Raw genomic sequence first — 14,917 nt, 5'->3', positions numbered from 1 at the left:
TATGTATGTTCTATCACAAGTATATCTAAAAAAAGACTGTAAACAAAGTTTTTCACTACTTTGTCTACAGTCTGAGGAGAGGCGCCAAGCGCCTCTCCTTTTCTCTATTTCGCATCATGATCGAACTCAGGAAAATGATACGTATCAATATGTGAAAAGCCAATTTGCGTATTATTCTTTTCCATCATCGCAACAATCCGTGCGTGATAAGGAGTAGCTTTAAAAGTTTGGTAATACATTTCTGAATCCCAGAAAGCTAGAACTAAGAATTTGTTTTGCGTAAGCGATTGTCCGAGCTGAACACACTGTAAACCAGGTGTTTCATGAAGTGAACGCACCATTTGTTCGTAGTTTTGCAAGAAAATTGGAATCTCTTCGTCGCGCTGCATCATCACATATTCAAGTGTGACAAAGCCATATCCTTTCATCTTGCCAGAAGATTGCAACTTACGATATGTATTTTCTTCTTTAAAGACACTCGCTCCAGACGTTTCATGAAGTAAAATCGAATGCTCATAATTTTGTAAAAGCATGATGCCTTCGCCAGGATGTTCCGCTAAGATTTGACGTAAATAATGTTCCGTTCCAGAAGTAATGTAAATATATTCCATGATTTTGACCTGCTTTCTGTGAAATTATTAACCTTTACAGCCCCTCATTTTCCCAATAATACCAACTTTTAAACGTAATAGGAAGCATTCTGTTTGGTTTTAAAAGACATTTTTAGTATCCTTAAGAGTGTGAAAAAATTAGCATTCAAGAAGGAGAGGCGCCTGATGAGTAAAATAACGAACGACTTATTTTTAAAAGCCGCAAGAAGTGAGCCAGTTTCGCGAATTCCCGTTTGGTATATGCGCCAGGCAGGGCGATCTCAGCCCGAATACCGCAAACTGAAAGAAAAATATTCGCTTTTTGAGATTACGCATAATCCTGAACTATGTGCTTATGTGACACGTTTGCCCGTGGAAAACTATGGTGTAGACGCCGCAATTTTATACAAAGATATTATGACGCCGCTTGTTGGACTTGGCGTTGAGGTTGAAATTAAAAGCAATATTGGCCCAGTCATTCAAAATCCAATCAAAACCATTGCAGACGTTGAAAACCTCTCAGAACTTCGTCCAAAACAAGACGTTCCTTATATTCTGGATACCATCAAACTTCTCACCGAAGAACAGCTCACCGTTCCCCTGATCGGCTTTGCTGGAGCTCCATTTACCCTTGCGAGTTACATGCTAGAAGGCGGTCCCTCAAAAAACTACTATAAAACAAAAGCAATGATGTACCGGGACCCAGCCACTTGGTATCTCTTAATGGAAAAACTTGGCAAAATGACGGCTGACTATCTGAATGCGCAAATTGAGGCAGGCGCTAGCGCCGTCCAATTATTCGATTCATGGGTAGGCGCATTAAGCAAAGAAGACTATGCCGAATACATCAAGCCAATCATGCGAAAAATCATCAATAGCATCAAAGTGAGCCATCCAGAAGTGCCCATCGTCATGCAAGCAGTCGCATCAAGTCACTTGCTAGAAGAATTTGCTGACTTAAAAGTGGACGTTGTTGGAATCGACTGGCGCATCCAAATTGGTCAAGCCAGAACTTTCCTTCCAGTGAAAGCCTTACAAGGCAATCTGGATCCGAGTTTGCTTCTTGCTCCCGAAAAGTGTCTTGAAAAAGCACAAACCATTTTAAAAGAAGGAAGTAAGCATCCAGGCTTTATTTTTAACCTCGGTCATGGCGTTTTCCCAGAAGTAAAACCAGAAATGTTAAAGCAATTAACTGACTTTGTTCATGAAAACAGTGAAAAATTATTAAAAGAAGGAGATTAAGACAATGAAAACAGTAGGATTACTTGTTATGGCATACGGAACGCCATATAAAGATGAAGACATTGAACGTTATTATACCGACATCAGGCACGGTAAGAAACCAACCGAAGAAATGATAGCAGACTTACGTAGCCGTTACCATGCGATTGGTGGCCTTTCGCCGCTTGCAAAAATTACAGAAGAACAAGCTTATGGACTCGAACGCGTATTAAATGAAGCTCAAAACGATGTAGAATTTAAAGCTTACATAGGTCTAAAACACATCGAGCCGTTCATTGAAGACGCGGTCAAGGAAATGTATCAAGACGGAATTGAAGAAGCCATATCGATCGTTCTTGCCCCGCATTACTCAAGCTTTAGTGTTGCTTCTTATAACAAGCGAGCGCAAGAAGAAAGCGAAGCAATCGGTGGTCCTAAAATCACTTCCATCAATGACTGGTATAAAAATCCACTATTTATCAAAATGTGGGCGGACCGAATTAATGAAACAGCAAATGAAATTCCAGAAAACGAGCTGAACGAAACTGTCCTTGTTGTATCGGCGCACAGTCTTCCTGAGAAAATCAAACAATTTGGCGATCCGTATCCCAACCAATTGAAAGAAACAGCCGAATTGATTTTTAATGAAGTAAAAGTGCCACATTACGCGCTTGGGTGGCAAAGCGAAGGAAAAACAGGGGAACCGTGGCTTGGTCCAGATGTTCAAGATTTAACTCGCGATCTTTATGAAAAACATCACTATAAACATTTTATCTATACGCCAGTTGGTTTTGTCGCGGAGCATTTAGAAGTTCTTTACGATAATGACTATGAATGCAAAGTAGTGACAGAGGAAGTGGGAGCAAGCTATCATCGACCAAAAATGCCAAATGCGGATCCAGAATTTTTGAACGTATTGAAATCTGTTGTTTTAGATGCTTATCACGAAAATCATTAAAAAAGAGCCAAATGGCTCTTTTTTAATGAAATGATATGAAAACGATTTCTTATTTTTTAGTAGAATACTATACTACTTTAATCAGATTCTCATTTTTGTCGGGCATAATAAGTGAGTACAATAAATCAGCGAGGAGGATATACAAATGGAAACGCTGAATGAACTCAAACAAATAATGGAAAATATGACAATTTACATGTCGATAAATGGATATACGAAAAGAAGTTTTGCGAAAGCAACGGGAATCTCTCAAAATACATTTGCAGCAATGTTGGCTGGAAAAATAAAAAATGAGAAGAAAGCTGTGCGCTACATAGAGCAAGCAACTGAGAAGTTAAATCTGGAACAAGATTACTTCAAAAAGTCACGTGAAGAAATTATGCAAGCTCCGATTAATTATCAAGATGAAGAAAAACTGCATATCGGCAATGAAAAATTCAATGCCCTCAGTTTACTTCTTAAAATTGGCGAAATTCATTATAAATGGGAATAGAAGAACGGGCGTGAAACGAAACATTTCGCGTCCGTTTTTTTTTGTTGACTAATCAAGTAATTTCAACTAAAATAGAACCAATTTTGAGGCTAGTTATTTTGGATTGGGAGTGAAGTACTTGATTAAAAAGCTGACGGCGTCAGATGACCAAAAACTGAAAGCATTACTTAAACCGGAAGCTCTATTGAATATTTTTATTCTTGGGGATATCGAAAATTTTGGTTATGATCACGAGTTTATTGACATCTGGGGGGATTACGACGCGGAAGGAGAACTTCGAGCTTGCCTACTTCGATTTGAACGGAATTTTCTACCTTACTCGAAGACAGATGATTTTGACGCAGCAGGATTTGCAGAAATTATTCAAGCACATGAAAATACAATGATAAGTGGTATGCCGCGAGCAACGGAGCCGCTTGAAAAACTTATTCCAGAGCTAAGTGAAAAGAGTCACAAATCGCACTTCTGCAAATGTGAGAATGCAAGTATGATGGATGCGAATGGAGAAGTCATTATCCGCTCAGCTGTAAAGGAAGAAGTCGGTGAAATCATCAAACTGAGAAAACAAATCAAGGAATTCGGCGAGCGAAATGAAAATGAAGAATTAATCGCGGAGCAACTTGAACAAGGCTCAAAACGAATTTATTACATTGAACAAGACGGCAAGATAGTGTCTGTTGCAGAGTCCACTGCTGAAAATTCCTTTTCGGCAATGATCGTTGGAGTAGCGACACTTGCGGAATATCGTGGACAAGGATTTGCCAGCACGATCATGAAACGACTTTGTTGTGATTTGCTAGCAGAAGGGAAAACACCATGTCTGTTTTACGATAACCCAGTAGCTGGGAAAATGTACCGCAAAATTGGATTTACGGACGTTGGCGATTATACCTTATATCGTTAAAGCAAGAAACAAAAGACGTAGCCTTTTCAATGGAAGAGGCTATTTTTCATAAAACTGGACTGCAGTTGTATAGAAATTCAACTAAAATTTGCTATACTAAAAGAAGAAACAATGAACAGGAGAGATGAAAATGAATGATGTAAAAGCACATCAAGTTGAAGCAAGTAGAACCGCATCCAAACAGGTGATTATGCAAAAAGTGTTAAACTGGTTTGTCATCTCGCTGTTAGTGGCAACGATAGGAGCAGCAGTAGGTAACTCACTCGATCCAAGTTGGTTTATTCCACTTGTTATCTTAGAATTTGTTTTCCTTATAGCAGCCGTTGTGGTGCGTCGGAGCAAAACAGCTAACCGGACATGGGGTTTTCCACTCTTACTGGGCTTTGCTTTCGTTACGGGGCTCATGACTGGTCCAACACTCACTTATTTTTTCACTGCTGGAGCTGGAGCGGCCGTTTTGATGGCCTTTGTAACAGCTTCCGTGACTTTCACCGTTTTAGGGTTTGTTGGGGCAAAAATGAAAAAAGATTTGCAATTTCTTAGTTCAGCTTTATTTGCCGCGCTGATCATTTTAGTGCTTTTTTCCTTATTTGGTTTATTTGTTCCAATAGGTGGCATGACGACAATCATTGCAGGATTTGGAACCTTACTTTTTTCTGTGTATATTCTGTTTGATTTTAACCAAATTATGAAACGAGATGTGACGCTTGATGATGTACCTATGCTGTCGTTAAGTTTGTATCTTGATTTCCTTAATCTGTTTTTATATCTGCTTCAACTTTTCGCAGGTTCACGCGATTAAGTAGGATCACTAGGGGTTTTTCCTCTAGTGATTTTTTTACAAATAAGCGGGTATACTATTAGACAAAGTGGATAAAATCTTTTATAATTGTTTTAAAGGTCAAATAAGGTCAAACTTATTTCTTTCCAAAGGAGGCCAAAAAATGGAAATGCAAAAATTTACCCAGCAAGTACAAGAGACCATTGCAGAAGCGCAAAAACTTGCTGTAGAAAGAGAACATCAAGCGATTGATGTTTCACATGTTTTTAAAATCCTATTACAAGAAAGCGACTTTGCCGAGCGAGTTTATGAAGTGGCAGAAGTCGATATTGAAAAATTAAAACAAGTCGTAGATATCGAACTAGATAAAATCCCTGCGGTAATGGGGGCAAGTGTTAAATACGGTGAGTCAATGAGCAACGAATTATACCAGTTGATTGTCCGTGCTGAAACAGAAGAAAAAGAATTGCAAGATGAATTTATATCCACAGAGCATTTGCTTCTTGCAATCATGGAACAAAAAGAAAACCCGATAACAAAGGAAATCGAGTCACAAGGTAAGACAAAGAAAACCATTTTGGATGCTGTTCAAATGATCAGAGGAGGAAAAAGAGTGACTAGCCAGAATGCAGAAGAAAATTATGAAGCACTATCTAAATATGGCCGTGATCTTGTTGCTGAAGTACGAAGCGGCAAGCTCGATCCAGTCATTGGACGTGACGCTGAAATTCGGAATGTGATCCGGATTTTATCACGTAAAACGAAAAACAATCCAGTATTAATCGGAGAACCAGGCGTTGGGAAAACCGCTATCGTAGAAGGTCTTGCTCAACGAATTGTGCGTAAAGACGTTCCAGAAGGTTTAAAAGATAAGACGATTATCTCGCTTGACCTAGGATCGCTAATTGCAGGAGCGAAATATCGCGGTGAATTTGAAGAACGCTTAAAAGCAGTCTTACAAGAAGTAAAAGAATCAGATGGTCAAATTCTCCTCTTCATTGATGAGATCCATACCATCGTTGGTGCTGGTAAAACCGAGGGCGCTATGGATGCTGGCAATATGTTGAAACCAATGCTTGCTCGCGGTGAGCTTCACTGTATTGGCGCGACAACACTTGATGAGTACCGCCAGTATATTGAAAAAGATGCAGCCTTAGAACGTCGCTTCCAAAAAGTGCTAGTTCCAGAACCAACCGTAGAAGATACCGTCTCGATTTTACGTGGCCTAAAAGAGCGTTTTGAAATTCACCACGGTGTTAATATTCATGATAATGCACTTGTGGCGGCAGCAACACTTTCCAATCGCTACATTACCGATCGCTTTTTACCGGATAAAGCAATTGACTTGATCGATGAAGCCTGTGCAACGATTCGTGTTGAAATCGACTCCATGCCAAGCGAACTAGATGAAGTAACTCGTAAAGTGATGCAGCTTGAAATCGAAGAAGCGGCACTAAAAGAAGAAAAAGATTCGGCGAGTGAACGCCGACTTGAAATGCTACAACGCGAACTAGCTGACTACAAAGAAGAAGCCAATAAAATGAAATCGAAGTGGGAAAGCGAAAAAGGCGAAATCGGCAAAATTCGTGAAGTACGTGAACGAATCGATGCCATGCGCCATGAGCTAGAAGAAGCCGAAAATAACTATGATTTAACACGTGCAGCAGAACTGCGACATGGCAAGATTCCTGCAGCAGAAAAAGAACTCGCTGAACTTGAAAAACAAAACCGTGAAAAAACACAAAATGAAGATCGGTTGTTGCAAGAAGCAGTGACAGAAAATGAAATCGCCGAAATTATCGGACGCTGGACCGGAATTCCCGTTACGAAATTAGTGGAAGGTGAACGCGAAAAACTACTCAAGTTAAGTGATGCTCTCCATGAAAAAGTCATTGGCCAAGATCAAGCAGTGGATCTTGTAAGTGATGCGGTGCTTCGGGCACGTGCAGGAATCAAAGATCCAAAACGCCCAATCGGTTCCTTTATTTTCCTTGGACCAACTGGAGTTGGGAAAACGGAGCTAGCCAAAGCACTTGCCTATAATATGTTCGATTCAGAAGATCATATGATTCGAATTGATATGTCCGAATACATGGAAAAACATTCAGTTTCCCGGCTTGTCGGGGCACCTCCTGGCTATGTTGGCTATGAAGAAGGTGGTCAGCTAACCGAAGCAGTGCGCCGCAATCCGTATTCCATCATTTTGCTCGATGAAATTGAAAAAGCCCATCCAGATGTGTTTAACATTCTTTTACAAGTCTTGGATGACGGTCGCATTACAGATTCACAAGGTCGAATGGTCGACTTTAAGAATACCGTCATCATCATGACAAGTAACATCGGTTCGACAATGCTCCTTGAACGAGCTGAAAATGGCGAAATATCGGATGAACTTGAACAAGATGTCTTGGCGACACTTCAAGCTTCCTTTAAGCCAGAATTTTTGAATCGGGTAGACGATATCATCTTATTCAAGCCGCTCACACTTGAAAACATTAAGGGCATCGTCGAAAAACTTGTGGATGAGCTTCAAGAACGACTTGAGGCACAAGAAATTCACATTGCGATTTCTGATGAAGCGAAGAGCTTTATTGCGGAGGAAGCCTATGATCCGGTTTACGGGGCACGTCCTTTGAAACGCTACTTGGTTCGCCACGTTGAGACACCACTTGCGCGTGCGATTGTTTCAGGCGAAGTTATGCCTCATTCGTCCGTTGAAATTGGTCTCGAAAATGGCACGTTTACCTTTAATACGAAATAAATGAAGTGAAAGCAGGGTCTCTTGCTTCTTGCAAGGGGCTCTTTGCATGTTTGAAATTTGGAAACAAGGGAATTTTAAGGAAGAAAAGGTTAAGTTCGAAAGGATGAGGAAAAATGAAACTGGTTTTAATTCGCCACGGACAAAGTGAATGGAATAAACTGAACTTGTTCACCGGCTGGCACGATGTTGATTTGTCGGAACAAGGTGTAGAAGAAGCTAAAACTGCGGGAAAACGCATTAAAGAAGCTGGGCTTGAATTTGACGTTGCTTTCACTTCCGTTTTGACGCGTGCTATTAAAACACTGGATTATGCGCTTGAAGAATCAGGCCAACTCTGGGTGCCTGTACATAAGTCTTGGCGGCTTAATGAACGGCATTATGGTGCGCTACAAGGCTTGAATAAAAAAGAAACGGCAGAGAAATATGGTGCCGATCAAGTGCAACTTTGGCGCCGGAGCTATGATACGCTTCCTCCATTACTAGATGAAAATGACGAACGCCAAGCTAAAAACGATCGTCGTTATCAGTTGCTAGATACACATGCAATTCCTTCAGGTGAAAATCTAAAGGTTACGCTTGAACGGGTGATTCCTTATTGGATGGATACGATTGCACCAGAAATTAAGTCAGGCAAGCGTGTTATCATTGCAGCGCATGGAAATAGTTTGCGAGCACTCGTGAAGTTCTTAGAAGGTATCAGTGATGATGCTATCATGGAACTTGAAATCCCAACAGGTGTTCCACTTGTTTATGAATTAGATGAAGATTTAAAACCAACGAATAAATATTATCTGGACAAATAAAAAAAGCGCTCCGTTTTTGCGGAGTGCTTTTTTTATTTGATGTCGTAAATTTCACTGTCCTTAGGCATGAGGGCAGGAATAATCAAAACGAACACAGAAATTCCAACTGTTAAAATTAAGCCAGTTGTTAAACTAAACGGTACAGAAAGCATTGATGAAAGAACGAATTCAGCCATCATTGATAGGAAAAAGACCCAAACAACTGTAACGATATAGCGCATTCGAAACACCTCATTTCACATCATTCAACAGTTTCATTCTAGCACAAAGCAAGGGAGCTTGACAACTTGTGAGATAGTTGGTAATATCCTTGGAGGCTAAGAAGAAACAAGCTATTTACCTTTTTTTGTATTTGTTTTGACATCAAACTGTCACTAGAAACACACTAAACTAACACAATGGTTTGGTACAATGTAACAAGACTTGTTAGTCAATAATAAAGAAAATAAACACTCGAAGAACAGGATGTGCTCGAAGTAGAATGAAAAAATGGAAATTAGCGCTTGCGGCTTTTATTACAGCAGCAGGAATAAGCGCACCACTTGCAGCAACACAAGCGGAGGCAACGGATGAAATGGCCGTTCAAGCATCTCTGCAGAAAATGACTTTAAATCAAAAACAATTTATTCAAGATATCGCGCCAAAAGCGCAGGAATTACAAAAGAAATATCAAGTATTAAGCAGTGTTTCGCTTGCCCAAGCAATTGTTGAATCAAATTGGGGAAACAGCGGTTTGTCGACTGAGGCGAACAACCTATTTGGCATCAAAGGTTCTTATAATGGATCTTCAGTCACAATGTCAACTAAAGAATATAGCGGTGACGAAGTAAAACAAATTGACGCGGCATTTCGGGCTTACCCAGACCGAGAGGCCTCTCTTGAAGATCACACGCTACTATTTGTAAATGGAACAAGCGGCAATCCGTCTTTATATCAAGCAGTTCTAGGAGAAACAGATTATAAAAAAGCGGCACTAGCGATTGAAGAAGCTGGTTACGCAACAGATCCAAATTATGCCGAAGTTTTGATACAAACTGTTGAAATGTTTGGATTAACTGCCTATGACGATATTTATGATCACATGAAAAAAGAAGAAAGCATGCTCGCGTATGGCACAATCGAAGAGCCGAAAGATTATGCGGTTTGGAACTTGCCGAGCGGGATGAAAGACGCTGAAAAAACAGCTTCTGCAGCATCTTTAAAAGGAAAACAACTGCGCGTAGGTAAAAAAGCAGAAATGCAAAATGGCAGTCACTGGTTTGAAATTTACGACGAACAAGATAAGCGAATCGGTTGGCTAGAAGAAACCGCGATGGATGTTTTCTACACAGCTAAAAATGAAACTAATTTCGAATTGAAGAAATATATCATTGATTCCGATCAAAAAATTTATCGCTATCCAGTAGAAGATCAAAAACGTGTGGTTGGCGAAATGAAGTCATATAAAGGTCAAAAGTTAGAGATTGATCGCAGAGCTGATGTGAAAAACGAATACTGGTATCGCTTCAAAGATAAAGATGGTCAAGTCATTGGTTGGTCAAAGGCACCAGGATTCTCAGATAACAATCCAAATAAAACGAAATAACCCTTATTTAGCTTAACCCTTTAGAGTTACACTTTTATCCAAAGTGAGCATCTAAAGGGTTTTTCGATGCTAAAAGAAAGAATGGTTGCTAAAAAAACAGCGTTCTGTTAAAATTAGTACCAGGTCATAAAAACAGCTTTTTAAATTCGTTCAAATATGGAGGAATCGTAATGAATGCAGGAATTCTAGGAGTAGGGAAATACACACCTGAAAGAATTTTAACAAACTTTGATTTAGAAAAAATGATGGATACATCGGATGAATGGATTAAAACAAGAACTGGAATTGAAGAAAGACGCATTGCGCGTGATGATGAATATACACATGATATGGCATATGAAGCAGCTAAGAATGCAATTGAAAATGCGGGCTTAACTCCAGAAGATATTGATTTAATTATTGTTGCGACAGTTACACAGGAAGCTAATTTTCCTTCTGTTGGGAATATCATTCAAGATCGCTTAGGTGCGAGACACGCAGCTGCGATGGATCTTGAAGCCGCTTGTTCCGGTTTTACTTACGGAATTGTAACAGGTGCGCAGTTCATTCAAACGGGTGCTTATAAGCATGTCGTAGTTGTTGGGGCTGATAAGCTTTCAAAAATTACAGACTGGGATGACAGAAGTACAGCTGTCTTGTTTGGTGACGGGGCGGGGGCTGTTGTACTGGGCCCTGTTTCAGAAGACAAGGGACTGCTCTCCTTTGTGCTTGGATCAGATGGTTCTGGTGGCAAGTATCTTAACTTGAAAGAAGAAAATGATAAACTTTACATGAATGGACGAGAAGTGTTCCGATTTGCCGTTCGAAAAATGGGAGATGCTTCCCTTGAAGTTCTTGAAAAAGCGGGGCTTCAAAAAGAAGATCTAGACTTGTTAATTCCGCATCAAGCAAACATTCGGATCATGGAAGCTTCACGAGAACGGCTTGACTTGCCAGAAGAAAAAATGATCAAGACAGTTCAAAAGTATGGAAATACATCTGCTTCTTCGATTGCACTTGCGCTTGTAGATGCTGTTCAAGAAGGTCGCGTAAAAGATGGTGATAATTTGCTACTAGTTGGTTTTGGTGGCGGCTTAACTTGGGGTGCGCTTGTACTTCGTTGGGGCAAATAATTTAAAATATGGATGCGCAAACTGATTACGAATTTATGGCGAAGTAGGCGCATCCTTTCTTTTTTTGTGATATAATAATAGCGGCTTTATGGTCGCTTCAATAGAAATTGAAATTTTATTTTGTTCTTTTATTTTGTTTTTTTCTATGATTGAGGCAACCGTTTTAAAAAATGACTCCTGATTAACAGAAGTTGTTTTTTCATGAGCTCAAAAACAAGGAGATGAGAAAATGGAGAGAAGAAGAGTCGTTGTTACTGGAGTTGGAGCTGTTACGCCAATTGGAAATGACGCGGAAACAGCATGGGATAATGCCAAGAAAGGTGTAAACGGTGTGGCTCCACTTACTCGTTTAAACCCAGATGATTTTCCAGTCAAAATCGCAGCTGAACTAAAAGACTTTGATGTCGAAAGATATATTGACAAAAAAGAAGCGCGTAAAATGGACCGCTTCACGCATTATGCGATTGCAGGTGCAGAGATGGCGCTTCAAGATGCAAACTTTACGGTAGACGAGACAAATGCTGAACGTGTCGGTGTTTGGATTGGTTCTGGGATTGGTGGCATGGAAACCTTTGAGAATCAATATGAAACTTACAGCACACGTGGCCTTCGTCGCGTTAGCCCATTCTTTGTTCCAATGATGATTCCAGATATGGCATCTGGACAAGTTTCGATTCGTTTTGGAACAAAGGGCATCAATACGGCAACCGTAACGGCTTGTGCGACAGGAACGAATTCCATTGGAGATGCATTCAAAGTTATCGAACGCGGTGATGCGGATGTAATGATTAGTGGTGGAACTGAAGCACCAATCACAAAAATGTCACTTGCAGGATTCTGTGCAAACAAAGCCTTATCGCTTAACCCAGATCCTGAAACAGCATGCCGCCCGTTCGATAAAGACCGGGATGGATTTATTATCGGTGAAGGTGCGGGGATTGTTATCCTTGAAGAATATGAACATGCGAAAGCACGTGGAGCTAAAATTTATGCCGAAGTTATCGGCTATGGGGCAACGAGCGATGCTTATCATATTACAGCGCCAGCACCAAATGGTGAAGGTGCCGCCCGTGCAATGGAAATGGCGCTTCAAGATGCAGATGTGGCACCAGAAGAAGTTGATTACATCAATGCACACGGGACAAGTACAGGTTACAATGACAAGTATGAAACAGCGGCGGTAAAAACAGTTTTCAAAGATTACGCGCATGATTTGCTCATCAGTTCCACAAAATCAATGACAGGACATACATTAGGTGCGTCTGGCGGAATTGAAGCAATCTTCTCGGTTCTTGCTATCCGAGACGGTATTGTACCGCCAACGATTCATTTGAAACATCCAGACCCTGAATGTGATCTAGATTATGTAGCAAATGAAGCCCGCGAAAAAGATGTGACAATTGCAATGTCGAACTCATTCGGCTTCGGTGGTCACAACGCAACACTTGTATTCAAAAAAGTAACAGATTGATAGTTTAAAAAAGCCTACAAGATGCTAATACTAAGCATCTTGTAGGCTTTTTTTATTTTTAGCGACGTTTACGGCCAAGTCCCATTGCATTTTCCATTTTGCGTAGCGTTTTGCCCGCTTTTGTCCTAGCTTTCTCTGCACCCTCGTCTAAGATGCGATCCAGTTCCTCGGAACCAAGAAAATACTCATAGCGTTCCTGAATAGGCGCAAGTTCAGCAACAACAACTTCTGCTAAATCACTCTTGAAGTCGCCGTAACCTTTATCCGAGTACTCAGCTTCTAGCTCTTTGATCGCTTTTCCAGTGAGAGCAGAATAAATAGCCAATAAGTTCGAAATCCCAGGTTTGTTTTCTTTATCATAAGCGATAATACCAGACGAATCCGTTACAGCACTTTTAATTTTTTTTGTTATCGTGCTTGGCGGATCGAGTAAGTAAATCGAGCCCTTCGTGTTTTCATCCGATTTACTCATTTTTTTGGTAGGTTCTTGAAGCGACATGACCCGCGCCCCTTGTTTAGGGACATACATTTCTGGAACCGTGAAAATCTCATTATGCTTATTGTTAAAGCGAATAGCAAGGTCACGTGTAAGCTCGATATGTTGTTTTTGATCTTCTCCAACAGGCACAAGGTTGGTTTGATAAAGCAAAATATCTGCGGCCATGAGCGGGGGATAAGTAAGTAACCCTGCGCTAACCCCGGATTTTCCAGCTGATTTATCTTTGAATTGTGTCATCCGTTCTAATTCGCCAATATAAACGTTACATTGTAAAATCCAAGCCGCTTGTGCGTGGGCAGGAACTTCAGATTGAACAAACAAAGTAGATTTCTCTGGATCTAGCCCAACAGCCAAATAAAGTGCGGCAAGGCTACGAATTTGATTGCGCAGCTTTAAACGATCTTGTGGAACGGTAATCGCGTGCTCATCAACAATACAGTAATAACAGTCAAATTCATCTTGAAATTGCCCGAATTGTTTTAACGCGCCGATGTAATTTCCAAGCGTTAAGTCTCCACTTGGTTGAATGCCTGAAAAGATGATTTTTTTCATTGTTTTTCCTCCTTGACGATACCTAACATCTCATGAAATAAAAAAAATCGCCTCTAGCTAGAATTTTTGGTTCTAGCTAGGGACGAATTTATTTTCCGCGGTGCCACCCTGTTACTTCTTGCCAAATGCAAAAAGCGCTTAAAAAAGATAACGGCTTTATGCCGCTGACGGCTACTTTTTGTGTTCGCAGTCAGTCCTCAGGAAGCCCATTCGATTCAGCCGATTTATCTGTTTTCACCATCCACAGACTCTCTAGAAAAAAGAACTGAATGTACTTTTCTTCCTTGTTAACGCATCGATATAATGACATTAGTCTATCAATTTAATAAGCAACTGTCAAACTATAGGTAGTATAAAATGAGTGATAACATGCTGCTTAAAAACACAAGAATACTACTTAAAATCATATCTGCATACGGCAATCCGACGAGTTCAGAAAGCATCATATCGGAAAACTCGTTTTCTTCATCACCGCGAATTTTTCGTGCTACTTTTCGAAAGCCATAATGGACTCGATCCAAAAAACCACTGCGCATAATATAAACGAGTAAACCAATCAGAAAGGCAATCAAACTAACATAAAAAGAGATATTGATGTAATGAATGAGGGCGAGCCCAGGACCAAAAAAAAGAATAGCAAAAATGATTAATTCTTGAATCAGTAAATAAATAAACGTTCGTTTAAGCAATCTCTTCACCTCGAAATAGGAATCGATCTAACTTTAGCACAAAATGGATGAAAAAACTAATCGTTCCCAGTCTTTTTAAGTTTAGAAAAAGAGTGAATTTAGTTCAAATAAAAGTTATTCATGAAAAAAATTCAAAAAAATAAGAGCACTCACTTTGTGTTGTACCAATGGTTTTCTTGTTTTTTAACAAAATAAGTAAAATTTTTATATGGACAACTGGTAAAAAAAAGTATATAAATAAAGATAATCCTATTTTCATTTGGGGTTAATCAAATTTTCACTTTGCTCTAAAAATAGAGATTGTAAATTCGAATGTTGGAAAGGGAATAAAGTTGTTTGATTAAACTAACCTTATTTTCTGAAAACTTAATCAATGTAATGTTATTAACGAAAAGCTAGGCGTAGAACGTTCTTTTGAATTGATTCAATTGTCTAATTTTTTCATTGTGATAACTTTTTAACAAATTGAAACTTTCATCCTGTTTTGTTTAATTGATT

Annotated in this window: 14 protein-coding genes and 1 other annotated feature; of the genes, 10 read left to right on the top strand and 4 right to left on the bottom strand. The window is 39.8% G+C overall.

Features of this window, described 5'->3' with window-relative positions; genetic code table 11:
- Positions 1-104: 104 nt before the first annotated feature.
- Positions 105-611 carry an antibiotic biosynthesis monooxygenase family protein gene (locus HCK02_RS11155; RefSeq protein ID WP_167630190.1) on the bottom strand — a complete coding sequence of 169 codons (507 nt, stop codon included), beginning with the start codon at positions 609-611 and terminating at the stop codon, positions 105-107.
- Positions 612-776: 165 nt separating this feature from the next.
- Here HCK02_RS11155 and hemE point away from each other — a divergent pair, with 165 nt between their 5' ends.
- The 7 genes from hemE (at position 777) to gpmA (ending at position 8,511) form a co-directional block, all read left to right on the top strand.
- Positions 777-1,832: a uroporphyrinogen decarboxylase gene (gene hemE / locus HCK02_RS11150; protein WP_167630189.1), complete on the top strand. Its 1,056-nt coding sequence runs from the start codon at positions 777-779 to the stop codon at positions 1,830-1,832.
- Positions 1,833-1,836: 4 nt separating this feature from the next.
- Positions 1,837-2,769 (top strand): ferrochelatase, encoded by a 933-nt coding sequence (hemH, locus tag HCK02_RS11145; RefSeq protein ID WP_167630188.1) that lies wholly within the window; start codon positions 1,837-1,839, stop codon positions 2,767-2,769.
- Positions 2,770-2,914: 145 nt separating this feature from the next.
- The gene (locus HCK02_RS11140; protein ID WP_167630187.1) at positions 2,915-3,262 is read left to right on the top strand and encodes a hypothetical protein; all 348 of its coding nucleotides are present in this window, start codon (positions 2,915-2,917) and stop codon (positions 3,260-3,262) included.
- Positions 3,263-3,380: 118 nt separating this feature from the next.
- Positions 3,381-4,166 carry a GNAT family N-acetyltransferase gene (locus tag HCK02_RS11135; RefSeq protein ID WP_167630186.1) on the top strand — a complete coding sequence of 262 codons (786 nt, stop codon included), beginning with the start codon at positions 3,381-3,383 and terminating at the stop codon, positions 4,164-4,166.
- Positions 4,167-4,290: 124 nt separating this feature from the next.
- A complete protein-coding gene (locus tag HCK02_RS11130) occupies positions 4,291-4,968 on the top strand; it encodes a Bax inhibitor-1/YccA family protein (protein WP_425482889.1) in 678 nt (225 codons plus the stop codon).
- Between the two features lie 142 nt (positions 4,969-5,110).
- A complete protein-coding gene (gene clpB / locus HCK02_RS11125; protein ID WP_167630184.1) occupies positions 5,111-7,708 on the top strand; it encodes an ATP-dependent chaperone ClpB in 2,598 nt (865 codons plus the stop codon).
- A 113-nt stretch (positions 7,709-7,821) separates the two neighbouring features.
- Complete coding sequence (gene gpmA, locus HCK02_RS11120; RefSeq protein WP_115753072.1) at positions 7,822-8,511, top strand: 2,3-diphosphoglycerate-dependent phosphoglycerate mutase; 690 nt, start codon at positions 7,822-7,824, stop codon at positions 8,509-8,511.
- A 32-nt stretch (positions 8,512-8,543) separates the two neighbouring features.
- Here the strand turns inward: gpmA and HCK02_RS11115 are convergent, their stop codons facing one another.
- The gene (locus HCK02_RS11115) at positions 8,544-8,732 is read right to left on the bottom strand and encodes a YjzD family protein (protein WP_167630183.1); all 189 of its coding nucleotides are present in this window, start codon (positions 8,730-8,732) and stop codon (positions 8,544-8,546) included.
- A 260-nt stretch (positions 8,733-8,992) separates the two neighbouring features.
- On the opposite strand from HCK02_RS11115, the gene HCK02_RS11110 reads away from it, so the two are divergent.
- The 3 genes from HCK02_RS11110 (at position 8,993) to fabF (ending at position 12,679) form a co-directional block, all read left to right on the top strand.
- Entirely contained in the window at positions 8,993-10,096 is a 1,104-nt protein-coding gene (locus tag HCK02_RS11110; RefSeq protein WP_167630182.1) for a glucosaminidase domain-containing protein, read from the top strand.
- A 170-nt stretch (positions 10,097-10,266) separates the two neighbouring features.
- Positions 10,267-11,208 carry a beta-ketoacyl-ACP synthase III gene (locus tag HCK02_RS11105; protein WP_167630181.1) on the top strand — a complete coding sequence of 314 codons (942 nt, stop codon included), beginning with the start codon at positions 10,267-10,269 and terminating at the stop codon, positions 11,206-11,208.
- A gap of 229 nt (positions 11,209-11,437) precedes the next feature.
- A complete protein-coding gene (gene fabF / locus HCK02_RS11100; protein ID WP_167630180.1) occupies positions 11,438-12,679 on the top strand; it encodes a beta-ketoacyl-ACP synthase II in 1,242 nt (413 codons plus the stop codon).
- 58 nt (positions 12,680-12,737) lie between these two features.
- Here the strand turns inward: fabF and trpS are convergent, their stop codons facing one another.
- Both trpS and HCK02_RS11090 read right to left on the bottom strand, forming a co-directional pair.
- Positions 12,738-13,730 (bottom strand): tryptophan--tRNA ligase, encoded by a 993-nt coding sequence (gene trpS, locus HCK02_RS11095; protein ID WP_167630179.1) that lies wholly within the window; start codon positions 13,728-13,730, stop codon positions 12,738-12,740.
- 75 nt (positions 13,731-13,805) lie between these two features.
- Positions 13,806-14,030, bottom strand: a binding site (T-box leader).
- Positions 14,031-14,071: 41 nt separating this feature from the next.
- Complete coding sequence (locus HCK02_RS11090) at positions 14,072-14,419, bottom strand: DUF3899 domain-containing protein (protein ID WP_167630178.1); 348 nt, start codon at positions 14,417-14,419, stop codon at positions 14,072-14,074.
- Positions 14,420-14,917: the final 498 nt, after the last annotated feature.

The sequence above is a fragment of the Listeria valentina genome, assembly GCF_011800755.1.
Lineage (GTDB): Bacteria > Bacillota > Bacilli > Lactobacillales > Listeriaceae > Listeria > Listeria valentina.
Note: the sequence above shows the minus strand (reverse complement) of the source record. Positions and strands in the feature narration are given on the sequence as shown.

Excerpts from the sequence above, each read along its gene's own strand:
- HCK02_RS11130 (WP_425482889.1), top strand. The coding sequence starts at position 4,291 with ATGAAAATGAATGATGTAAAAGCACATCAAGTTGAAGCAAGTAGAACC.
- HCK02_RS11155 (WP_167630190.1), bottom strand. The coding sequence starts at position 611 with ATGGAATATATTTACATTACTTCTGGAACGGAACATTATTTACGTCAA.
- HCK02_RS11110 (WP_167630182.1), top strand. The coding sequence starts at position 8,993 with ATGAAAAAATGGAAATTAGCGCTTGCGGCTTTTATTACAGCAGCAGGA.
- HCK02_RS11105 (WP_167630181.1), top strand. The coding sequence starts at position 10,267 with ATGAATGCAGGAATTCTAGGAGTAGGGAAATACACACCTGAAAGAATT.
- hemE (WP_167630189.1), top strand. The coding sequence starts at position 777 with ATGAGTAAAATAACGAACGACTTATTTTTAAAAGCCGCAAGAAGTGAG.
- HCK02_RS11115 (WP_167630183.1), bottom strand. The coding sequence starts at position 8,732 with ATGCGCTATATCGTTACAGTTGTTTGGGTCTTTTTCCTATCAATGATG.
- fabF (WP_167630180.1), top strand. The coding sequence starts at position 11,438 with ATGGAGAGAAGAAGAGTCGTTGTTACTGGAGTTGGAGCTGTTACGCCA.
- clpB (WP_167630184.1), top strand. The coding sequence starts at position 5,111 with ATGGAAATGCAAAAATTTACCCAGCAAGTACAAGAGACCATTGCAGAA.
- gpmA (WP_115753072.1), top strand. The coding sequence starts at position 7,822 with ATGAAACTGGTTTTAATTCGCCACGGACAAAGTGAATGGAATAAACTG.
- HCK02_RS11140 (WP_167630187.1), top strand. The coding sequence starts at position 2,915 with ATGGAAACGCTGAATGAACTCAAACAAATAATGGAAAATATGACAATT.
- trpS (WP_167630179.1), bottom strand. The coding sequence starts at position 13,730 with ATGAAAAAAATCATCTTTTCAGGCATTCAACCAAGTGGAGACTTAACG.
- hemH (WP_167630188.1), top strand. The coding sequence starts at position 1,837 with ATGAAAACAGTAGGATTACTTGTTATGGCATACGGAACGCCATATAAA.